This window comes from Allomuricauda ruestringensis DSM 13258 (assembly GCF_000224085.1).
GTDB lineage: Bacteria > Bacteroidota > Bacteroidia > Flavobacteriales > Flavobacteriaceae > Flagellimonas > Flagellimonas ruestringensis.
In genome coordinates, this window is record NC_015945.1 from 354,118 (window position 1) to 376,535 (window position 22,418).

General features: G+C 40.2%; 24 protein-coding genes. 13 read left to right on the plus strand and 11 right to left on the minus strand.

Annotation, left to right across the window (positions count from 1 at the left end):
- Window positions 1-35 precede the first annotated feature (35 nt).
- From MURRU_RS01725 to uvrB, 3 genes are all read left to right on the plus strand, one after another.
- On the plus strand, window positions 36-932 hold the full coding sequence (locus tag MURRU_RS01725) for an ABC transporter ATP-binding protein (RefSeq protein WP_014031686.1): 897 nt from the start codon (window positions 36-38) through the stop codon (window positions 930-932).
- A gap of 11 nt (window positions 933-943) precedes the next feature.
- Window positions 944-1,777: an ABC transporter permease gene (locus MURRU_RS01730; RefSeq protein WP_014031687.1), complete on the plus strand. Its 834-nt coding sequence runs from the start codon at window positions 944-946 to the stop codon at window positions 1,775-1,777.
- 65 nt (window positions 1,778-1,842) lie between these two features.
- The gene (gene uvrB / locus MURRU_RS01735; protein WP_014031688.1) at window positions 1,843-3,831 is read left to right on the plus strand and encodes an excinuclease ABC subunit UvrB; all 1,989 of its coding nucleotides are present in this window, start codon (window positions 1,843-1,845) and stop codon (window positions 3,829-3,831) included.
- Between the two features lie 90 nt (window positions 3,832-3,921).
- Here uvrB and MURRU_RS01740 read toward each other — a convergent pair whose 3' ends face one another.
- From MURRU_RS01740 to MURRU_RS01760, 5 genes are all read right to left on the minus strand, one after another.
- On the minus strand, window positions 3,922-4,347 hold the full coding sequence (locus MURRU_RS01740; RefSeq protein WP_014031689.1) for an Hsp20/alpha crystallin family protein: 426 nt from the start codon (window positions 4,345-4,347) through the stop codon (window positions 3,922-3,924).
- 115 nt (window positions 4,348-4,462) lie between these two features.
- Window positions 4,463-4,864: a hypothetical protein gene (locus MURRU_RS01745; protein ID WP_014031690.1), complete on the minus strand. Its 402-nt coding sequence runs from the start codon at window positions 4,862-4,864 to the stop codon at window positions 4,463-4,465.
- A gap of 115 nt (window positions 4,865-4,979) precedes the next feature.
- A complete protein-coding gene (locus tag MURRU_RS01750; protein WP_014031691.1) occupies window positions 4,980-5,315 on the minus strand; it encodes a hypothetical protein in 336 nt (111 codons plus the stop codon).
- Between the two features lie 352 nt (window positions 5,316-5,667).
- Entirely contained in the window at window positions 5,668-6,861 is a 1,194-nt protein-coding gene (gene sucC, locus MURRU_RS01755) for an ADP-forming succinate--CoA ligase subunit beta (protein WP_014031692.1), read from the minus strand.
- A gap of 119 nt (window positions 6,862-6,980) precedes the next feature.
- Window positions 6,981-7,619 (minus strand): LON peptidase substrate-binding domain-containing protein, encoded by a 639-nt coding sequence (locus MURRU_RS01760; protein WP_014031693.1) that lies wholly within the window; start codon window positions 7,617-7,619, stop codon window positions 6,981-6,983.
- A gap of 161 nt (window positions 7,620-7,780) precedes the next feature.
- Here MURRU_RS01760 and lysA point away from each other — a divergent pair, with 161 nt between their 5' ends.
- Window positions 7,781-9,019 carry a diaminopimelate decarboxylase gene (gene lysA / locus MURRU_RS01765; protein ID WP_014031694.1) on the plus strand — a complete coding sequence of 413 codons (1,239 nt, stop codon included), beginning with the start codon at window positions 7,781-7,783 and terminating at the stop codon, window positions 9,017-9,019.
- Window positions 9,020-9,118: 99 nt separating this feature from the next.
- Window positions 9,119-9,634 (plus strand): thioredoxin family protein, encoded by a 516-nt coding sequence (locus tag MURRU_RS01770; protein WP_014031695.1) that lies wholly within the window; start codon window positions 9,119-9,121, stop codon window positions 9,632-9,634.
- A 32-nt stretch (window positions 9,635-9,666) separates the two neighbouring features.
- On the opposite strand, the gene guaB is transcribed toward MURRU_RS01770, so the two are convergent.
- Window positions 9,667-11,139, minus strand: a complete 1,473-nt coding sequence (gene guaB, locus MURRU_RS01775; RefSeq protein WP_014031696.1) for an IMP dehydrogenase — start codon at window positions 11,137-11,139, stop codon at window positions 9,667-9,669.
- A 153-nt stretch (window positions 11,140-11,292) separates the two neighbouring features.
- Between guaB and MURRU_RS01780 the strand changes: the two genes are divergently transcribed.
- Complete coding sequence (locus tag MURRU_RS01780) at window positions 11,293-11,643, plus strand: DUF6686 family protein (RefSeq protein ID WP_148261463.1); 351 nt, start codon at window positions 11,293-11,295, stop codon at window positions 11,641-11,643.
- 174 nt (window positions 11,644-11,817) lie between these two features.
- Here MURRU_RS01780 and MURRU_RS01785 read toward each other — a convergent pair whose 3' ends face one another.
- A complete protein-coding gene (locus MURRU_RS01785) occupies window positions 11,818-12,324 on the minus strand; it encodes a hypothetical protein (RefSeq protein ID WP_014031698.1) in 507 nt (168 codons plus the stop codon).
- A gap of 271 nt (window positions 12,325-12,595) precedes the next feature.
- Here MURRU_RS01785 and MURRU_RS01790 point away from each other — a divergent pair, with 271 nt between their 5' ends.
- Window positions 12,596-14,818: a TonB-dependent receptor family protein gene (locus tag MURRU_RS01790; RefSeq protein ID WP_014031699.1), complete on the plus strand. Its 2,223-nt coding sequence runs from the start codon at window positions 12,596-12,598 to the stop codon at window positions 14,816-14,818.
- Between the two features lie 160 nt (window positions 14,819-14,978).
- Here MURRU_RS01790 and MURRU_RS01795 read toward each other — a convergent pair whose 3' ends face one another.
- Genes MURRU_RS01795 through MURRU_RS01810 form a run of 4 tightly spaced genes read right to left on the minus strand, consistent with a single transcriptional unit; the run spans window position 14,979 to window position 18,043 of the window.
- A complete protein-coding gene (locus tag MURRU_RS01795) occupies window positions 14,979-15,842 on the minus strand; it encodes a hydroxymethylglutaryl-CoA lyase (RefSeq protein WP_014031700.1) in 864 nt (287 codons plus the stop codon).
- Between the two features lie 21 nt (window positions 15,843-15,863).
- Window positions 15,864-16,520, minus strand: a complete 657-nt coding sequence (locus MURRU_RS01800; RefSeq protein WP_014031701.1) for a LysE family translocator — start codon at window positions 16,518-16,520, stop codon at window positions 15,864-15,866.
- Between the two features lie 6 nt (window positions 16,521-16,526).
- The gene (locus MURRU_RS01805) at window positions 16,527-17,567 is read right to left on the minus strand and encodes a quinone-dependent dihydroorotate dehydrogenase (RefSeq protein ID WP_014031702.1); all 1,041 of its coding nucleotides are present in this window, start codon (window positions 17,565-17,567) and stop codon (window positions 16,527-16,529) included.
- A 56-nt stretch (window positions 17,568-17,623) separates the two neighbouring features.
- Window positions 17,624-18,043, minus strand: coding sequence for a hypothetical protein (locus MURRU_RS01810; RefSeq protein WP_014031703.1), 420 nt, complete (start codon window positions 18,041-18,043; stop codon window positions 17,624-17,626).
- A 103-nt stretch (window positions 18,044-18,146) separates the two neighbouring features.
- On the opposite strand from MURRU_RS01810, the gene pepT reads away from it, so the two are divergent.
- From pepT to MURRU_RS01840, 6 genes are all read left to right on the plus strand, one after another.
- Window positions 18,147-19,376, plus strand: a complete 1,230-nt coding sequence (gene pepT, locus MURRU_RS01815) for a peptidase T (protein ID WP_014031704.1) — start codon at window positions 18,147-18,149, stop codon at window positions 19,374-19,376.
- A gap of 2 nt (window positions 19,377-19,378) precedes the next feature.
- Entirely contained in the window at window positions 19,379-19,969 is a 591-nt protein-coding gene (locus MURRU_RS01820; RefSeq protein ID WP_041801215.1) for a YdeI/OmpD-associated family protein, read from the plus strand.
- 159 nt (window positions 19,970-20,128) lie between these two features.
- Complete coding sequence (locus MURRU_RS01825; RefSeq protein ID WP_014031706.1) at window positions 20,129-20,647, plus strand: hypothetical protein; 519 nt, start codon at window positions 20,129-20,131, stop codon at window positions 20,645-20,647.
- A 298-nt stretch (window positions 20,648-20,945) separates the two neighbouring features.
- The gene (locus MURRU_RS01830; protein WP_014031707.1) at window positions 20,946-21,317 is read left to right on the plus strand and encodes a VOC family protein; all 372 of its coding nucleotides are present in this window, start codon (window positions 20,946-20,948) and stop codon (window positions 21,315-21,317) included.
- A gap of 87 nt (window positions 21,318-21,404) precedes the next feature.
- The gene (locus MURRU_RS01835; protein WP_245545051.1) at window positions 21,405-21,596 is read left to right on the plus strand and encodes a hypothetical protein; all 192 of its coding nucleotides are present in this window, start codon (window positions 21,405-21,407) and stop codon (window positions 21,594-21,596) included.
- Window positions 21,597-21,787: 191 nt separating this feature from the next.
- Complete coding sequence (locus tag MURRU_RS01840) at window positions 21,788-22,348, plus strand: PepSY domain-containing protein (protein WP_014031708.1); 561 nt, start codon at window positions 21,788-21,790, stop codon at window positions 22,346-22,348.
- The last annotated feature ends 70 nt before the right edge of the window (window positions 22,349-22,418 follow it).

The following is a 22,418-nucleotide window of genomic DNA, read 5'->3' on the forward strand; positions in this document are numbered from 1 at the left end:
GTTAGTATAAACCATTCAAAAAACGATAGCATATCTTGGAAACAATACTAACCGTTAACCATCTTACAAAAAAATTTGGTTACCTCACAGCTGTCAAAGATCTTTCCTTTACCATAGAAAAAGGAAATGTTTATGGCATACTGGGACCCAATGGGAGTGGCAAGTCAACCACATTAGGAATTATTTTAAACGTGGTGAACCGAACTTCCGGTGATTTTAGTTGGTTCGAAGGCAACACATCTACCCATGATGCCCTTAAAAAGGTAGGCGCCATTATTGAGCGCCCCAACTTTTATCCGTACATGAACGCCATCCAAAATTTAAGGCTGGTCTGTAAAATCAAGGATGTACCGGAAACCAAGATTCAGGAGAAACTGGAGTTGGTAGGTTTATGGGACCGCCGTAACAGCAAGTTCAAAACCTATTCACTGGGTATGAAACAGCGCATGGCCATCGCTTCGGCCCTGCTCAACGACCCAGAAATTCTTATTTTGGACGAGCCCACCAATGGTTTGGACCCGCAGGGGATTCATCAAATACGGGAAATCATCAAAAAAATTGCAAGTCAAGGTACCACCATTTTATTGGCCTCCCACTTATTGGACGAGGTGGAAAAAGTGTGTTCACACGTCATCATTCTTCGAAAAGGCGAAAGTTTATACTCCGGTCCCGTAGATAGTATGCTGGCGAGTCACGGCTTTTTTGAACTGAGGTCCAACGATATTGACCAATTAAAGGAATTACTGGAAAAAAGTGCCAGTTTTGGAAAAATCGAAAACTTCAATGGAACCCTTACCGCTTATTTAAAGGAAGAAATGGATGCCGAAAGTTTGAACAAAATGCTGTTCGATAAAGGGGTTGTACTGTCTCATCTCGTAAAACGGAAAGAGAGCCTCGAAGAACAATTTTTAACCTTGACCAAGAACCAATAATCAAAAAACGAATGTTACGTCTCCTACAAATAGAATTTATAAAACTTTGGAACAATAGGGCCAGTAAGGTACTTATTATCTCCTATTTTGTGCTTTTGACATCCATTGCACTTATTGCCGCCATTAAGTTTGATATTGGCCCCGTCCAATTTCATTTGGCTGACCAAGGGATTTTCAATTTCCCGTATATTTGGCATTTCAATACCTTTGTCACTGCACTATTCAAACTGTTTTTGGCCATTGTAATCGTCTCCATGATGTCCAATGAGTACAGCAACAAAACCATTAAACAAAACCTGATTGATGGCTTGTCGAAAAGGGAATTTATCTTTTCCAAAGTACTCACAGTAATTTCTTTTGCCCTAATATCCACAATTTTTGTGTTCGTGGTCTCCATGATTCTTGGACTTGTATATTCAGACTACAACGAGGTCTCCATCATATTTTCGGATATGGAGTTTCTACCTGCATTCTTTTTTAAGCTTGTCGGCTTCTTTTCCTTTTGCCTTTTTCTGGGCATTTTGGTAAAGCGATCGGCCTTTGCCCTTGGTTTTCTAATTTTATGGACCATATTGGAACAAGTGGTTTTTGGTTTGCTGGGCTGGAAAGTAATGAGCTGGGAAGCTGCAAAAGCAGTAAAACGGTTCTTCCCTTTAGAGTCAATGTCCAACCTGATCAAAGAACCTTTTACAAGGCTTTCAGCAGTTCAGAACATAGGGCAACAGATCGGGGAAAACATGAAGTTCGACTACCATGTGTATTGGTACGAGTTCTTGATCGTTATGATCTGGACAGCTGTTTTTATCTATTTATCCTACGCACTGTTGAAGAAACGTGATTTATAGTTCTATTGGATAATAATATCTAAGCTTTGCTTCGATTTAGCATCTACCTTTAGTATTTTTATCGAATGAAATTTGAGGTAGTATCTGGCTTTAAACCTACGGGCGATCAACCCGAAGCAATAAAACAATTGGTAGAAGGCATCGAAACCAAAGCTCGGCACCAAACCTTGCTTGGGGTAACCGGGTCGGGTAAAACATTTACTGTGGCCAATGTGGTGGAATCCGTTCAGCGCCCAACCTTGGTTTTGGCGCACAACAAGACCTTGGCGGCACAATTGTACTCGGAATTCAAGCAATTTTTTCCCAACAATGCGGTGGAATACTTTGTTTCCTACTACGACTATTATCAGCCCGAAGCCTATATTCCAACTAGTGGACTTTACATTGAAAAAGACCTTTCCATAAACGAGGATATAGAAAAATTACGGTTGAGCACTACCTCTTCCCTCCTGTCAGGCAGACGGGATGTGCTCGTGGTAGCCTCTGTTTCCTGTCTGTATGGTATTGGTAACCCCGTAGAGTTTCAAAAAAACGTGATTACCATCCATCGGGACCAAGTAATATCGCGAACCAAGTTTCTAAAACAATTGGTTCAGAGCCTGTATGCTCGTACAACGGCAGATTTCCGAAACGGAAACTTTAGGGTGAAGGGCGATGTTGTGGATGTGTTTCCGGGCTATGCCGATCATGCTTTCCGGATTCACTTTTTTGGTGATGAAATTGAGGAGATTGAAGCATTGGACCCCCACAACAACAAAGTCATTGAAATTTACGACACCTTGAACATCTACCCTGCAAACATGTTCGTTACCTCTCCCGATGTGCTTCAAAATGCGATAAAGGAAATACAAGACGACCTCGTGAAGCAGATAGATTATTTTAAGGAAATTGGCCGACCACTTGAAGCAAAACGCTTGGAGGAGCGCACCAATTTTGACTTGGAAATGATTCGTGAGCTTGGATATTGCTCTGGAATCGAAAATTATTCTAGGTATTTGGATGGAAGAAAACCCGGCACCAGACCTTTCTGTTTGTTGGATTATTTCCCAGATGATTACCTTATGGTGATTGATGAAAGTCATGTAACCATACCCCAGGTACATGCCATGTACGGTGGAGACCGCTCCAGAAAAGAGAATTTGGTGGAATATGGTTTCCGTTTACCTGCGGCCATGGATAACCGTCCGTTAAAATTTGAAGAATTTGAAGCACTTCAGAACCAAGTGATTTACGTAAGTGCCACCCCGGCCGATTACGAACTGGAGCTGAGCGAAGGGGTTTATGTGGAACAGATTATTCGACCAACAGGTTTGTTGGACCCCATAATCGAGGTGCGACCAAGTGAAAACCAGATTGATGATTTGGTAGAAGAGATTCAGCAGCGTGTGGAACTGGACGAACGTACCTTGGTGACCACGTTAACTAAACGTATGGCGGAGGAACTTACCAAGTACCTGTCCAGAATCGATGTTAGATGTCGGTACATTCATAGTGATGTGGACACGTTGGAACGGGTGGAAATTATGCAGGACTTGCGCAAAGGCCTGTTTGACGTTCTCATTGGAGTCAATCTTTTGCGTGAAGGTTTGGATTTGCCCGAAGTGTCCCTCGTAGCCATACTGGATGCGGATAAAGAAGGTTTTTTGCGCAGCAACCGCTCATTGACCCAAACTGTAGGTCGTGCAGCTCGAAATTTGAATGGAAAGGCCATCATGTATGCTGACAAAATTACCGATAGCATGCAAAAAACCATTGATGAGACTAATTACCGTAGGGATAAACAGATGTCTTACAACAAGGAGAACAACTTAACTCCTACGGCATTGAAGAAAAATCTGGACAGTGCTTTGGCCAAAAATTCGGTATCTACCTATCACTTCCAAAAAGAGGAGCTACGGGCAGCAGAACCAGACCTTGAGTATATAACCCAAGACCAAAAAGAAAAATTGATCCGGGAGAAAAGAAAAGCTATGGAAAGAGCCGCCAAAGAACTCAACTTTATGGAAGCAGCCAAGCTCAGGGACGAAATAAAAATGCTTCAGGAAAAGGAATAAAAAACGCGCCCCCGCTAATGCAGGGGCGCGCCTCAAACTAACCAACTAATCCAACCATCATGAAACACCTATAGTTGGTGTTCTAATGTCTTATCCTATTTCAATTAATCGTTTTGGTTTTGGCAATGCCTCTTGTTTTTTGGGCAATGTCAATTTCAATATTCCATCTTCGTACTTGGCGTCGATTTTAGATCCATCTACAGTTTCGGGCAATGTAAAGGCTCTTTTAAAAGAGGTAAAGGAAAACTCTTTTCTTGTGTAGTTGTCTTTGTTCTTCTCATTTTCAGTTTTCATTTCACTGGAGATGGTCAACACATCATTGTCAACCTCAACGGTGAAATCATCTTTTTTCATACCAGGAACGGCAAGTTCCAATTCAAAACCTTCGGTATTGTCCTTTATATTCACAGCGGGCACAGAAATATTCCACTTTTCTGTTCCACCGAACCAATCAGGACCCATAAAATCATTCATCAAGGATGGAAAAAACAGGTTGTTTCTTTTTACTATACTCATGGCGATTCAATTTTAGTTAAACATTTAAATCACCTTGTATAAGTCAAAACCTATACCAATAGAAAAAGTATGCCTTTATGGCATTGTTTAGATAGAATTACATGTCATTTTGACACTAATTGTAATGTGCTTTGAAGATATTGATAAGCACATCTGGCGGAACAATTTTGTTTGGATAGCGGTGCATCACCTCTAAAACCTGACTAATGGCCGTGGGAGGCAAACCCATTTTAAGTCCAATATTGTAAAGTGTATTGATTTCTTTTTTGTGCTGCTCCTGATCTATGTTCATGAGGAGAATGAGCCTATGAAACTGTACAATTCGCTCCGCTTGGGTTTTTAGGCGCACTTTGGGGGATTTTTCCTTTAACAGACCATCAAAAATATCTTTACTAACACCCAAACTTCGGGCTACTTCCAGCAAAAAATCATACTCCGACCGCTTCAAGGAATGATCCACCCTGGCAAAGGCAATCATCTCCGAAAGCATGCTCAATTTTTCCTTGTAGGTTCCCATATAGATGGTTTTGGTTTGCAATCTTTATTAGATAACTCCAAAACACCTCCTTTTAGTACATAAAAAAGCCCTGAAATTCAGGGCTTTTTCTAACTAACTCAAACAATTCCCGTTTTTAAGCGGTAATTCGTACTGGAAGTTCGTAAACTCTACCTGGTGCTACATTGTCCAATTGCACCTTTTTGTAGTTTAAACGATTTTTTACGAAACCTTCCAAAATTTCATCTTTTGTTTCTACGGAAAGTACCACTAGTTCACCTTTTTCATTCACGATAAAGCGAACTTCGGCAGTCATTTCCTTATGATCTGCATTGAATTGATTTTCTTTCAACATTTCATAAATCTGACCAGAAAGATTGTTTTCTTTCATTGGCTTTTTGCCTTCTGTTGCAAAAGCACTCATTGTGGCAAATAGTGCCAACACTACTGATACAGTTTTGAATTTTCTCATGATTTTTGTTTTTTGATTGAAATTGATGATTATCGATTTGTCAATATTTAGACTTGATTAATGTCCCTTTTTAATGACACCTCAAAAATAAGACGATCAAAAAATAAAATTGATAGGGCTTAGTGCGATTTAACAAATGTTTAATGTCCCTCTACTTGGGGGAAATACCGATTTTGATGATAAAAAAATACTAGCCCTTAAACCTTATTTTCGGAAACCATTCAAAACGAAATAAGTACAAATCTGAATGGTTTGGTCAGAGCTGAAAAGAACAGTTTTTTAGCCCAAGAAAACAAAAAAGGGCAACGTTAAGATAACGTTGCCCTTTAACATATTTTAGGATTCTGAGAAACTAGCTCAAAACCTCTTCTACTTTATCTGCAGCTTCTTTAAACTGTACGGCAGAATGTACTGCCAACCCGGAGTTGTCGATGATTTCCTTGGCCAATTCGGCATTTGTACCCTGTAGCCTGACAATAATCGGTACTTGTATTGCATCTCCCATATTTTTATAGGCATCTACAACACCTTGTGCCACACGGTCGCAACGAACAATACCTCCAAAAATATTGATAAGGATTGCTTTTACGTTAGGGTCTTTTAGGATAATTCGAAAAGCTTCTTCTACCCTTTTGGCGTCTGCAGTACCACCTACATCCAAGAAGTTTGCTGGTTCTCCACCGGCCATTTTAATCAAGTCCATGGTAGCCATTGCCAATCCGGCGCCGTTAACCATACAACCTACGTTGCCGTCCAAATCAACATAGTTCAAACCTACTTCACGCGCTTCAACCTCGATCGGGTTTTCTTCGCGAAGGTCACGCATTTCAGCATACGCTTTTCTTCTATATAATGCGTTGTCGTCAATAGATACTTTGGCATCAACTGCCATAATTTTATCATCTGAAGTCTTCAAGACCGGATTGATTTCAAAAAGACTGGAATCGCTTTCAACGTAAGCTTTGTACAAAGACATTACGAACTTTACCATTTCTTTGAACGCAGTACCGGAGAGACCCAAGTTAAAGGCAATCCTTCTTGCTTGAAAAGGTAATAGACCTAATCCAGGGTCTACTTCTTCGGTAAAGATCAAATGAGGGGTATTCTCCGCCACTTCTTCAATATCCATACCACCTTCGGTAGAATACATGATCATGTTTCTTCCGGTTCCCCTGTTCAAAAGAACCGACATGTAAAACTCGCTGGTCTCACTGTCACCTGGGTAGTACACATCTTCAGCTACCAATACCTGATGTACTTTTTTACCTTCGGCAGATGTTTGCGGGGTAACAAGGTTCATACCTATGATGTTACCAGCTATCTCTTCTACTTCTTTCAAGTTTTTGGCCAATTTTACGCCACCGCCCTTACCACGGCCACCGGCATGCACTTGTGCTTTTATTACGTGCCATCCGGTTCCGGTTTCTTGTGTAAGTTGTTTTGCGGCATCTACCGCTTCTTTAGGGTTGTGGGCAACAATTCCTCGTTGGATTCTAACTCCAAAACTGGCTAAAATCTCTTTTCCTTGATATTCGTGAAGATTCATCTGTGAATTTACTTTTGTTTGCAGACAAAAATAGAAAACACCGCTGACAAATTGAAGATGTTAAATGAATAATTAGCAATCGGGCATAAATAAAAAGCCTCTTTCTTGTTTTGGAAAGGCTACAACTTGAAATCTTGAAAGTCCAAAGGATCGAAATTTTTGAAATGTCCGTTCATTTCTATGACTTCCTTGGTTCGGTTTACCTCGTTCAGAATATTTGCGGTGGTCTCTAAATGCCTTTTTATAAAATTCAAGCGATTAGTTTCTTTCGTCATGAGCAACAATTCATATTCCTGTTCAAAAGAAAGTCCCATTTTGTGCGCCAATGAATAGCTGTTGAACTGTTTGGGGGTAGTTTTCGTGAACGGGACATCCATAATATCGTACAGGGCTTCCACTTTTTGAAGCACTTCTTCCCTTAAACTTTCATCGGCATCGTTTTCCATTTCCAAGAATTCAACTTCTCCTCCAGCATACAACTTGCCTTCCATTTGTTTTTCAAAGCTCAATACTTTAAATACTTGGCGTGCCACACAAACCACGTCCATTTCCCCAGATTCGTAGGTATTCACCACCTCCACCAATTGCACCTCTGTACCATGAGAAATTGCATTATTGATAAAAACTGGGATACCAAAGGTCAAGGCTTCCTTTCTGCAATCGGCGATCAATTGTTTGTAGCGGTCTTCAAAAATATGCAACGGTACCGTTTCACCTGGATAAAATACGGATTGTAATGGAAATAAGGGTAGCTTCATTTTCACAATTTACTTAAAAATACATATCAAAACCTAAAACCACAACATCAAGGGAACTGTTGTTGTTTTAAATAAAACAACTTGTTATATTTTGATAAAAATGTTTTATTTCTTGCGTGTATAAGCAACAACACATAGTTTTGTTTAAAATACCGTTTAACATGAATTCTAAGGACTTACTTCAGCTTACCGAGCAGTTTGGCGCACCTCTTTATGTTTATGATGCCGATAAGATTACCTCACAATATAAAAAACTCACCAATGCTTTTAAGGGTGTACCCAATCTTAAATTGAACTATGCTGCCAAAGCTTTGTCCAATCTTAGCATCTTAAGATTGTTGAACAGCTTGGGTAGCGGGTTGGATACCGTGTCCATTCAAGAAGTTAAACTAGGGCTTTTGGCGGGATTTAAGCCGGAATCCATCATTTTTACGCCCAACGGCGTTTCTTTGGAAGAGATAGAGGAAGCTGCGGCCCTTGGTATTCAGGTAAACATAGACAACCTCTCCATTTTGGAGCAATTTGGAAGCAAGCACCCTGATATTCCCGTTTGTATTCGAATCAATCCTCATGTGATGGCGGGAGGCAACTCCAAAATATCCGTTGGACATATCGATTCAAAATTCGGAATCAGCATTCACCAAATACCACATTTGTTGCGTATTGTGGAGTTGACCAATATGAACATAAACGGAATCCACATGCACACCGGTAGCGATATTTTGGATATTGATGTGTTTCTTTATGCGTCCGAAATTCTTTTTGAAACCGCAAAAAACTTCAAGGATTTAGAGTTTATAGATTTTGGTAGCGGGTTTAAAGTACCTTACAAAGAGGGCGATATCCAGACCAATGTAGATGAATTGGGCAAAAAACTCACCACAAGATTCAACGAATTCTGTAAGGAGTATGGCAAAGAACTTACCCTCGCCTTTGAGCCCGGTAAATTTTTAGTGAGTGAAGCCGGTCACTTTTTAGCAAAAGTCAATGTGGTGAAACAAACCACTTCCACGGTTTTTGCAAGTGTGGACTCAGGCTTCAATCATCTTATCAGACCTATGTTGTATGGTTCCAACCATCAAATCATCAATATATCCAATCCAAAAGGCAAAGAACGCTATTACTCTGTTGTTGGGTACATCTGCGAAACGGACACTTTTGGAAGCAACCGTAGAATCAACGAAATATCCGAAGGTGACATATTGTGCTTTCAAAATGCTGGTGCCTATTGCTTTACCATGGCCAGCAACTATAATTCCAGATACAGACCGGCCGAAGTGCTTTGGTTCCAAGGAAAAGCCCATTTAATAAGAAAAAGGGAAACTTTTGATGACATCCTGCACAACCAGGTAGATGTAAAAGGGCTTTTCGAATCACCTAAGAAACAGACCGTAAAATAACTGCAAAGCCTTATTGGACTGTTAAAATGAATACTTTTTTGGCACAATTTTCGTTAGTTTTGTATTGATAAGACGACAATTACGTCAAAAACCAAGACTATGCGCTCAATTTTTACCCAAATCAGCTTACTTTTTATAGTATTTATAGGCTTTAACGCCCAAGCTCAAGATATTCAATGGATTTCTTGGGAAGAAGCCGTACAACTTTCCAAAACTGATGCCCAACCCAAAAAAATCTTTGTGGATGTTTATACAGATTGGTGCGGATGGTGCAAAAAAATGGATAAAAACACGTTTCAACATCCCGAAGTATCCAAATACATGCAGGAGAACTTTTATATGGTAAAGATGGATGCTGAAGGCAAGGACCCTATTGAGTACCAAGGCAAGACATTCAAGTTTGTCCCATCCGGAAGAAGGGGTTACCATGAATTGGCAGCTGCGCTATTACAGGGCAAGATGAGCTACCCTACCGTTGTTTTCTTGGACGAACAATTGAATATGCTTTCCCCTGTTCCCGGATATCAGCAGGTAGAGCCTTTTATGCAGATTGCCAAATACTTCGGCGACAATATTTACAAGGATAAGGATTGGCAAAGCTATGCTGGGAAGTAAATTGCCCCGCCAGCATGACTTTATTTTATATTTTACCTACTATAATTCGGACTTTCTTTGGTAATGGTCACGTTGTGCGGGTGACTTTCGTGAATACCGCTTGATGTAATCTTCACAAAACGAGCATTGTTTTTTAAAGTTTCAATATCGCCTGCGCCACAATAGCCCATACCAGCTCGAAGGCCACCAATAAATTGGTGCATACTTTCCTCCAGTTCTCCTTTGTAAGGCACTCGGCCAACAATGCCTTCGGGAACCAATTTCTTGATATCGTCCTCAACATCTTGGAAATAGCGGTCCTTACTACCTTTTTTCATAGCTTCCACAGAGCCCATTCCACGGTATGATTTAAACTTACGGCCTTCGTAAATAATGGTCTCTCCCGGAGATTCTTTGGTACCGGCCAACAAAGAGCCCAACATCACTGTATCGGCTCCGGCTGCCAATGCCTTGGGAATATCTCCTGTATAACGGATACCACCATCGGCAATTACGGGAATACCTGTTCCTTTTAATGCGGCAGAAACCTCCAAAACTGCGGAAAACTGCGGAAAACCAACACCTGCCACAACACGAGTGGTACAAATGGAACCTGGTCCAATTCCCACTTTAACGGCATCGGCACCTGCCTCAACCAAATATTTTGCAGCTTCGGCGGTCGCGATGTTTCCTACCACCACTTCCAATTCTGGAAATGACTTCTTCACTTCTTTTAAAATACTGACCACACCTTTGGTGTGTCCGTGAGCCGTATCAATAATTATGGCATCCACTCCTGCTTTTACCAATGCTCCGGCTCTATCAACAGCGTCGGCCGTTACCCCTATGGCAGCAGCTACGCGCAAACGTCCATATTGATCTTTATTGGCGATGGGTTTTTGAGAAAGTTTAGTAATATCCCTAAAAGTAATCAAACCAATAAGTTCCTCCTTATCGTTGATCACTGGTAGTTTTTCAATTTTATTTTCCTGTAGAATTACCTCAGCTTGTTGCAGCGAAGTACCTTCTGCTACCGTAACCAAATTTTCGGAAGTCATTACATCGGCTATGGGCCTATCATCATTTTTCTCAAAACGAAGATCGCGGTTGGTTACGATACCAATAAGCCTTTTATTGTCATCCACAATTGGGATTCCACCAATACTATGCTCTTTCATGCTGGCTTTGGCATCACGTACCACAGATTCCAAAGGAAGGGTAACGGGATCCATGATCATTCCACTTTCTGCACGCTTTACCTTTCTAACCTTGATCGCCTGTTGCTCAATCGTCATGTTCTTGTGAAGAACGCCAATACCGCCCTCTCTTGCCATAGCAATTGCCATACGCGATTCGGTTACCGTATCCATGGCCGCGGAAACAATGGGCACATTTATGGTAATGTTCTTTGTAAATTTTGATTGAATGTTTACTTCTCTGGGAAGTACTTCGGAGTATGCGGGCACAAGAAGAACGTCGTCATAAGTAAGTCCTTCTCCAACAATTTTGTTTTGGTGAGCTTCCATTGCAATTACGGATTAATTGCGTGCAAATATACCACTAATTTATTTGAATACCTCGTCGTGCCTATATTACATTTTCCCACTTATTCGGAATTTCATTTCAATTATTTAGAATGATTCTATATAATTATTATCTTTATGACTCAATTCTTTTTTATGTGCAGCTATTTGAATGTAATGAACCGGTCCAAAAATGGGGTGTTGACTTTTTGCAACCGCACCAAATTATTCCAATTGATATATAACAATCTCTGTTTTGAACTCTACGAGTGGGAATTGGAAGCTTTGAAGAAATATATAGAGCAATTGGATATTCCTTATTGGGAAAACCACCTGAAAAATTGGAGTCAACAACGTAAAATACCAATTTCGGTGGGGAAAAAGCACTTCATCATTTTGGTGAACAAAGAAGAGGTAAGTGAAATATTAAGCTTGCTGCGTTTTGAAAAACAAAAGGTGGAACTTTTAACGCATGATGAAATTGACTATCAATTTATAGAAAACTAAAACTTATTACCCGTTGTGCATTTAGATAAAATTCGTCATTTCGAGTGGATTTCACGACAGCATGAGTGAAATTTGTATCGAGAAAAAGGTTCTCGATACGATTTTTCGTTCCTCAAAATCACTCGAACTGACGCCCAAAACTAAGTTGTATGTTCAAAATGCACAACGGGTAACTTATTGTACTTTTTGCAATCTTTTAGGAAAAATACATTGCCATAGCACCAAGCCTGCCGACCCCATATAGGTAATCGTCATTAAAATTCCGGAAAACACCACTACATATCTAAACCAGCTTATTCCCGACCACATTAGATAGATTCCCCCAAACGTTAGGATAATGGAAAGGAAAGGTTCCAAGGTCAAAAAAAGTTTCAATTTTTTGGGAGCTTTTGTTATCCAAACCAGCCCACCAAGCAGAAAAAAGATGAATGACATGGAAAGTACATGGGTATGAATTACGGTCAGCATTTCACGCTCCCCTTTTTTAAACTTCATCACTTCAGCTTCTTCATCATCTTCGTTGCCCAAGTAATTTTCCTCTATTCCTGCGGGAGTGGTCGATTCTGTTTCTTGAATAAAAAGTAATCCTGTAAAATATCCTACGGAGAGAACAATTACAAAAACTGCGATAAACAAACGTAGTTCCTTGGGCAATGTAGGCAATACGCCATTATAATTCATATAAAACCAATTTTGAGAGGACAAAGATATTAGTTTAGACCCAATCTAAATAGCTGTCATTTGTGTTCCGTGATAAAGTCTACATCAAGACCACAAAAAACACATTTATCTACAAAACCTAATATGCACAATGTAAAACCGGAATTTCCAGCGCAAGACAGCTCGGTCACTTATATTTATTTATTCTAAATAATGTTTGTTTTATCCAAAGTAGGGTATACTTTTGCAATCCGAAACTACAATTTATTTAAAATAAGTCTTAATTAAAGTTATGTACAGACTATCCTTAACTATTGCACTTTTCAGTTGCTTAATTCTTTCTGGGCAGCAAAATCAAATGCCCACCGACTCATCGACCATTCAATTGAATGAGATAGTGCTATCGGCCAAGGTCATTTTTGGGAGCAAATTTGCCGCCAAGAACAGGACAGGTTCCTCTTATTACCTTTCTCCCGAAGAAATCAAAAAATTCAACTATACCGATATCAACCGTACATTACGTTCCGTTCCTGGGGTGAACATTTACGAAGAGGATGGTTTCGGCCTTAGACCGAATATTAGTTTACGGGGCACATCCCCAGAAAGAAGTTCCAAGATTACATTGATGGAAGATGGTGTCCTCATTGCACCCGCTCCCTACAGCGCTCCATCCGCCTATTATTTTCCCACCATAGCCCGTATGCAAGCTGTAGAAATATTGAAAGGGAGCAGCCAAGTCCAGTTCGGGCCATATACTACGGGCGGCGCCATCAATATGGTTTCCACAGAAGTCCCCAATAACTTCGGTATCTTTTTAAACAGTAGCTACGGAAGCTTTCAAAGCGGCCGTATTCACACCCAACTTGGAGATAGTCGCAAAAACTTCGGGTATTCCGTGGAATACCTCAACTACAATTCCAATGGTTTCAAAAATCTGGAAAATGGGGATAACACCGGTTTTGACAAGAATGACCTCGTTGCAAAATTTAAAGTCAACACCAATCCAGAGGCTGCTTTGGGACAGGAATTCGAGGTGAAATTCCAATACTCTGATGAAACCTCCAACGAAACCTATCTAGGGCTCACCCAAGAGGATTTCGATACAGACCCCTTTCGTAGATATGCAGGTTCTCAAAACGACCAAATGAACACCGAGCATTTTCAGGTCATGGGAACACATGCCTTAAAGTTCAGCGATCAGTTTCGAATTACCACTGTCGGTTATTACAACGATTTTAGCCGTAATTGGTATAAGGTCGACTACGTTACAGTTGATGGGGAGCGCCAAGGAATTGGGAACATATTCAGCGACCCTACCACATTTAATGCTTACATTGATTTGGTTACAGGAACTACCAACAGTGGTGGTGACGATTTCCTGAATGCACGCAACAACAATCGGGATTATTTATCAACGGGGGTGCAGACCAAATTGGACTACCATTGGAACGGTGAGAATACTTACCATGATTTGGAAATAGGATTACGTTATCATTATGATGAAGAAGATCGTTTTCAATGGATAGATGATTATGCCATGGTGAACAGGAACATGCAATTGATTAATGCAGGTATTCCCGGAACCAATGCCAATCGCATCAGTAGTGCAAGAGCCTTTGCTTCCTACGCCATGTACAAGGTAAAAATCAACGATTTGACCTTGACCCCGGGGATACGATACGAAAATATTTCTTTGGAACGATTGGACTATGGTACAGATGATGTATCCCGCAACGGCATTGACATTTCAGAGCGACAAAACAAGGTAGATGTATTTATTCCCGGCATTGGGTTCAATTATAATTTTAATGCCCTATCTATTTTCGGAGGGGTTCACAAAGGGTTTTCGCCCCCCAGCAACCAACCCGGTGAAGATCCTGAAGAAAGTATCAATTACGAATTGGGGAGCCGTTTTTCCTTTGCAGGAATCTCTGGGGAGCTGGTCGGTTTCTACAACGATTACAGTAACCTATTGGGAAGCGACCTTGCCGCAACTGGGGGAACTGGCTCTTTAGATCAGTTCAATGCTGGAGAAGTGCGCGTGCAGGGCATAGAATTGTTGCTCAATTATAACTTTTTGGAAAACAACGAAAACCTTCAATTGCCCTTTACTTTTGGCTACACCCTGACCGATACAGAGTTTTTGAACAGTTTTGGTAGTGATAATGATATCTGGGGCGAAGTTAATTCAGGCGATGAAATGCCCTACATCGCCAAGCATCAGTTCAACGCCTCTCTATCATTGGAGCATCAAAATTTTGAAATCAACCTTAGCGGCAGATATAATGGCGCGTTTAGAACCAGGGCAGGCAATGGACCCATTCCAGTTAGTGAGAAAGTGGAGTCCAATTTTATTGTGGACCTTGGCGGTCGTTACAGATTCAACAAGCATTTAGCCCTTACTGCGAATGCCATCAACTTACTGGATGAAACCTATGCCGTTTCGAAGGTTCCTGCCGGTCTTCGACCTGGGCATCCCTTCGGGATTTATGCGGGAATCGAACTTCGCTATTGATTTTTGATTTTAAAGATATTCCAAAAGAGGGTGTCTAAAAAGGCAATTTTCGTCAACCTGAACTTGATTCAGGTTCTCATAATTATTTGTTTATCAGTATAATGAGATTCTGAAATAAATTAAGAATGACGTGTTTCAATACTTTTTAGACACCCTCTTTTTAATGGTACACCGAAAACAATTCGGTAGCCTTATTATATGCAGCTTCAAAAACCATCCAATTGACACCAGTATCGGCTTTTTCTGCAGTAAAATAGGACAGCATTTTTTCCGTGGGCATATTGCCCGTGAGCTCATCTTTGGCCATAGGGCAACCACCAAAACCTTGTACAGCTCCATCAAAACGGCGGCAACCTGCCTTGTAGGCAGCATCTACTTTTTCGTGCCATTTGGTGGGCGTAGTATGTAAATGGGCCCCAAACTCAATCTCTGGGTATTTGGGAATAAGATTGGAAAACAGATATTCTATCACCTCCGGTGTAGAACTTCCGATGGTATCCGACAAAGATAGGATTCCGGTTCCCATCTCGGCCAGTTTCTCGGTCCATTCCCCTACTATCTCCACATTCCAAGGGTCGCCATAAGGATTACCGAACCCCATGGAAATGTAAGTGACCACTTCCTTGCCATTCGTATCGGCCAACTCCAAGATTCCTTTTAGTGTTTCCACGGATTGGTCAATGGTCTTGTGCGTGTTCCGCATCTGAAAGTTTTCCGAAATCGAAAAAGGAAAGCCCAAATACTTAATCGCCTCATACTTACAAGCATCTTCTGCCCCACGAACATTGGCAACAATGGCCAAAAGTTTGCTTTGGGTTCGGGATAAATCCAACTGCGCCAATACCTCTGCCGTATCTTGCATTTGCGGTATGGCCTTGGGCGACACAAAACTTCCAAAGTCGATCGTATCAAAACCACAGCCCAACAAGGATTGGATATACTTCACCTTCTCATCTGTAGGGATAAAGGTTTTGATACCCTGCATGGCATCCCGCGGACATTCTATGAGTTTTACTTTTGGCATAGGCTTCCGTAAAAATAGCACTTATTTATCCGATAGAAATAGATAAATGGCAATCCCCACAAAAACAACGATCTGCACCCATTTTAAATATAATCCAGCCTTTTTATGACTTATTAGATATTTGGAAATTTTACCTGCAAGTACTGCAATTGTGCCAAAAACAATGAGGGCCGAAAGCATAAAAAGTAGTCCTAAAATGTAGAATTGAATTACGGTATTGAGTTCTTCACTGAACAAAAACCCGGGGAAAAAGGCCAAAAAGAAAATGGTGACCTTGGGGTTGAGCACATTCATGGTAAAACCTGTCCAAAATAACTTGCCATGAGGTTTAGCAGCTTTATTTTCTTTATCCAAATGTATGGCCGAATCACTTTTGTACACCTTCAAGGCCAAAAACAATAAATAAAGGGCACCAAAAAGCTTGATGAGAAAAAACAAGGTATCGCTCCTTTTAATGATTTCCGAAACCCCAAAAGCCAGTAAGGTTGTATGCACCAAACAGCCCGAAACCAAACCAAAAACCGTGGCCAATCCCGATTTTGTTCCGTTGCTGATGCTTTGGGTAAGTACAAAAATATTATCCGGACCCGGTGAAATGGCCAAAGCGAGCGATGACACCAAAAACCCGATCAGTATGGGATAATTGATGGTTTCCAGAAATAAAAACAAACTGTGCATATAATCTTAGTCCATTTTTTTCAAAATGGCCTTGTTGATTTTCTTGATAAGTCCGGGGCCTTCGTAAATAAAACCGGTATAAAGTTGTACCAAATCGGCACCTGCATCCAATTTTTCCAATGCATCTTCTGGGGAATGTATACCCCCCACACCAATAATCGGGAATGCTTTTCTACTGTTTTCAGATAAAAAACGAATCACCTCAGTGCTTCGTTTGGTCAAGGGTTTTCCACTAAGGCCGCCTTTTTCTTCGGATAAAATTAAATGCGATTTTAATCCTTTTCGTTCTATAGTTGTGTTGGTCGCTATGACACCATCAATACGGGTGTCGGCAACAATCTCTATGATATCCAATAGTTGATCATCGGTCAAATCCGGAGCGATCTTTAGTAAAACTGGCTTCTCTTTCTGCTTTGAAATCTTTGCCAATTTACTGTTATGGCTTTTGAGTTTTTTCAACAATTTGGTCAAAGGTTCCCTATCCTGAAGCTCTCGAAGCCCCGGGGTATTGGGAGAACTCACGTTTACCACAAAATAGTCCACGTGTTCGAACAATGCTTCAAAACAAATTAAGTAATCCTTAATGGCATCTTTGTTTGGCGTTACTTTGTTCTTCCCGATATTTCCCCCAACTATAACACGGTGCGGCTTCTTTAACTGTTCCACAGCCTCAAAAACACCTTTGTTGTTAAAACCCATTCGATTGATAATGGCTTTATCTTCACGCAGGCGAAACAACCGTTTTTTTGGATTGCCGGGTTGAGGCTTTGGGGTTACCGTGCCTATTTCCACAAAACCAAAACCAAAGTCCGAGAACTCATTGTACAGCTTCGCATTTTTATCAAATCCAGCGGCAAGTCCTACGGGATTCTTAAATTTTATACCAAAAACCTCGCGTTCCAATTTTGGGTCTTCCACATCAAAAATCTTCCTGAAAAGACCGCTAAAACCCAATTTTGAAAATAACTTAATGGCCCAAAAGGAAAAGTGGTGCACGGTTTCTGCATCAAACAAAAAAAGTACTGGGCGAATAAGTATTTTATACATTCAAAATGGATTTTGGACAAAAATAAAAACTCTTAAAACAGTTCTTAACAATTCGGTCAATTTTCGTCAACAGACCTATTAATGTGGATAGGACGCAAGCTTAGCTGACTACATAATTTTAAATACCTCTCGTATTGGGTTTTATTGAAACTTGTCAGCAGTCTTTTATCAATCATTTGCACGTTTTGTTTCATGCTGTCTATTATGGTAGCATATTCCTTGGAAACGGTAATCAATACCTCCGGAGAGCTTTCCTTGTTCTTTTTCATCAGATATGCTGCCTTATCCTTTAAAAAATCGTTCCGGACTTTTAATTCGGCACTCCAATTCTTCAGGTTCTCTTGTTGCTCTTCTGTCAACTCAAAAACCTTGGTTATGGTTTCGTTGTCTCGTCCGCCCACACCCAATATGCAATCCATTTGGGCAAACCCGCAAAACCCAAAAATCAAAAAAAGAAAAAATACTACCGCTTTCAATTGAGGTTGCTATTAATGGTTTTGGAAAGATACTTATTAATGCCTTTGATTTGCAAAATTACGTTTGAATAAGCATTATTTTTGAAAAAATTCAACACTGACCATGGAAAAACTATTACCCCGATTTTTGGAATATGTGACCACGGATACGCAAAGTGACCCCTATTCCAAAACCACACCCAGTACGGAAAAGCAATGGGACTTGGCCAAAAAATTGGTGATGGAACTGCATCAGATTGGAATGCAAGAAGTGTCCATTGACGAGAACGCCTACATTATGGCTACGTTGCCCAACAATTTGGACAAAAAAGTGCCCATCATTGGTTTTGTTTCCCATTTTGATACTTCTCCTGATTTTTCGGGCAGAAATGTAAAGCCCCAGATTTTTGAGAATTATGATGGGAAAGACATTGTACTGAACAGGTTGAAAAACATTGTACTATCTCCCGATTATTTTGAAGATTTAAAGGCATACGTAGGTCAGACTTTAATCACCACCGACGGAACAACTTTGTTGGGTGCGGATGACAAGGCGGGGATTGCGGAAATCATCACGGCGATGGAATACCTGATCAATCACCCCGAAATAAAACATGGAAAAATACGGATTGCCTTTACCCCGGATGAGGAAATAGGCCGTGGGGCACATAAGTTTGATGTGGAAAAGTTTGGAGCGGAATGGGCCTACACCGTGGACGGCAGCCAAGTGGGCGAACTGGAATATGAAAACTTTAACGCGGCCAAGGCCAAAATCACCATAACGGGAAAAAGCGTGCACCCGGGCTACGCCAAAAACAAAATGGTCAATGCCATTGGAATCGCCAACGCTTTTTTAAGCCACCTCCCTCCTAGCGAGGTTCCCGAACACACCACGGGAAGAGAAGGTTTTTTCCATGTGCACAACATAAAGGGCGAAATTGAAAAGGCGGAGATAGAACTTATTATCCGAGACCACGATGCAGTCCATTTTGAGGCAAGGAAAGATTTATTGAACGACATCAAAGATAAACTCAACAAAAAATATGGGGAGTACGTCAACCTGACGATTGAAGACCAATACAAAAACATGAGGGAAAAGGTAGAACCCATGTTCCATATTGTGGAGATTGCCGAAGAAGCGATGAAATCGCTCCAAATAGAGCCCATTATAAAACCCATTCGAGGAGGCACGGATGGCTCGCAACTAAGTTTTATGGGCTTGCCCTGCCCCAATATTTTTGCCGGGGGGCATAATTTTCATGGCAAATACGAGTACGTTCCTTTGGAAAGCATGGAGAAAGCAGTGAAGGTAATCGTAAAAATTTGCGAACTTACCGCTACTCAAATCAGATAGTTGTGGAAAAATCCGAAAAATTAGAGGGCTATTACGAAAAGGAGCATCCGTTTAGGGAGGGAATTGCCTTTCTACGAGAAATTGCCTTAAAAACCGAGGCCACAGAGGATTTTAAATGGGGTATGCCCGCGTACACCTTAAATGGAAAGAATGTATTCGGTATTTGTAAGTTCAAAGGGCATTTTGGGATTTGGTTTTTTAACGGTGTGTTTTTAAATGATCCAAAAAAGGTTTTGGAAAATGCGCAGGAAGGCAAAACGAAAGGCATGCGCCATTGGAAGTTCCATAGTTTGGACGAAGTGGATGGAAAAACGGTGTTGTCCTATATGGTAGAAGCTTTGGAAAACCAGAAAAAGGGGCAGGAAGTGAAAGCTGAAGGAACATCAAAAGTTGTTATTCCCGAGCTACTGCAATCCGAATTGACCAAAAATGCTACATTAAAGGGTGCTTTTGAAAAGTTTACGCCCTATAAGCAAAAAGAGTTCTGCGAATACATTGCCGAAGCCAAACAGGAGAAAACCAAACTCCGACGGTTGGCCAAAATACTTCCCATGATCAGCAAAGGTGTTGGGTTGAATGATGCTTATAGATAGTTGATAGTTGGACAAATGATTTTTTAAAAGCAGTTCATTAATCGAATAGTTCACATGATGTTTCACTTTATTCTATTACCTCTAATACTTTTTCAAATTTCAAGTCCGAAGTTTGATAATGACATAAATAATTCTGAACTATGTAAAAAGCTTCAGGAAATGGCAATTGCTGACCAAAAGCACAGAGGCAGCGACCAAAACATCAAAGACGTATATCCATTGGTTTTAGACTCACTTATTAAGGCTAAAGGTTATACCCAACAGACTTTTGAACTTCTGCCTGAACAAGAACAAGGTAAAATCAAGCATTTATCTTTAAAATTATTGTCCCATCACATAAAGCCCAAAATGGCAGGAAATAAATCATTGGCAAAGAAGCAAGAAAAAATTGATGCTGCGAATACCGAGGAGCTTATCAAAATTGTAAAAGAAAATGGTTGGGTCACAAGAAGAAGCCTGGGGTGTGATTTAAAGTTTCGGACAGCTATTATATTCCGTCATGCCCCAAAAAAGTATTGGAAACAAGTTCGAGAACTCATAGAAAAGGAAAAAAAAGCGAAGCGAATATCGGAGTACGAATATTATGTAATCGACAATCATTTGAAAGGAAGGCCTCCACTGACCAAAAAACGTTCAGACTTTCCGAATTCAAATTGGTACATTAATGATTATAAATAAGTTTTAAATTTTGGTATTGACTTAGGCACTTTGTAAATATTTTTATTCTACATCCAAGGAGATTGCCACACAACTGGGAAAGGAGTTTGGTTGGAAAATAGAAGTAGCCCCGAACATAGGACACGATTATAAAAAAATGAGTTCTGCTGCAGCCGATTTTCTATATAAAACTGAAAAATAAAATAACTTCACTTCTTGTGCTGAACTTGTTTCGGTAATCGTTAGATATTTAAAAATCATAGCTTTAAAGTGTTATCTGTAATAGCAAAACAATGAGATAACTAACAATAAATAAGTAATGGAGAATCACTTTTTACAAGGAATAGATACCGTGATTTTAAGAGTATCGGACATTGAAAAAGCTAAATCTTGGTATACCGAAAAGCTTGGATTTAAAAATGTTCATGAGGACAAAAAACTAAAATTGGTTGTTCTGGATACTTTTAGCCCTACAAGCCTGACAATTTGGGAAACACAGGAAAAGATTGTGTTAAACCCAAATACCGCCTCTTACCCTATTTTTCGTACTTTGGATGCACATTTAGCACATCAAAGGCTAAAACTAAATGGTATAACTGTTGGTGAAATTATTACTGACCATGTTGTGACATACTTTACCATTCACGATACTGATGGAAATATTTTGGAGGTTTGTCAAGTCCACAATTAAATACCATGCCCTATAACAATGCTAAAATTTAAGGCAGGTAAAAACTAAAATCAAAACTACTAGCTGTTTATCAAGTTCATTTTGCTGTTGCTTTTGATACCCCTTATAGCCATGCAGTTCTCATCCGAAGTCAATTGGTCGTTGTTCTATTTCTTGATTGCTGGCACAGGATTATTGGCTTTGGGCTTTTCCATTGATTTAGTTACCGGAAAAATCAAATCCTTCAACAAAAAATTGATTGCAATCGCAGCAATTGTGATGCGCTTCCCTCTTATTTAGGCAGAATTGGCCATTGGCGTGTTTGGTACTCCTTTTACAAGCAATTCATCTGTTTTTGTTTGGCCGATCGATCAATCCTCTTTTATATTCCAAAATTTATGTTAAATACGAGCTTATCTTTTAAGTTCGGGTATTGGCAAGCATCATACTTTCATAAAATTTAATGATCTTTAGAGTTTTAACTGGCAGGAATGGGCAAAAGGAAGAAGCAAGCCAAAATATTACGCATTTTTAGAAAAGTACACCGAACCACAGGAGCGTTATTGTTCATTTTTTTCTTTTTTATTTCCGTATCCGGTCTCATTTTGGGATGGAAAAAGAACTCCAACGGATATATTCTCCCAGAAACACAACAAGGAACTACCGCAGAACTAAAAAAATGGTTGCCTGTTGATAGCTTGCATACCATAGCACTGAATACAATCAACAACGAAGTACCGAACACCTCTTTTAAGGTAGACCGTATTGATATGCGAAAGGAAAAAGGATCGGTCAAGTTCCTTTTTGTGGACTCTTTTTACGAAGTACAACTAGATGGAGCCAATGGCAATGTTTTATCTATTGGAAAACGAAGGTCTGATTTTTTTGAAAACATTCACGATGGTTCCATAGTGGATGATTACCTTGGGACAAACGGCTACATCAAACTAGTATACACCAACGTAATGGGTATTTCCCTTTTAATTTTCACCATCACCGGATTTTGGCTCTGGTATGGGCCCAAGCGCATGCGAAAAGCTGGCAAAGCCTAAAGTTTTATATTTAAATACGGTTTTATAAGAGAGAAAATCTGTTCTCGATACTCATTTTCTACACTTTGTT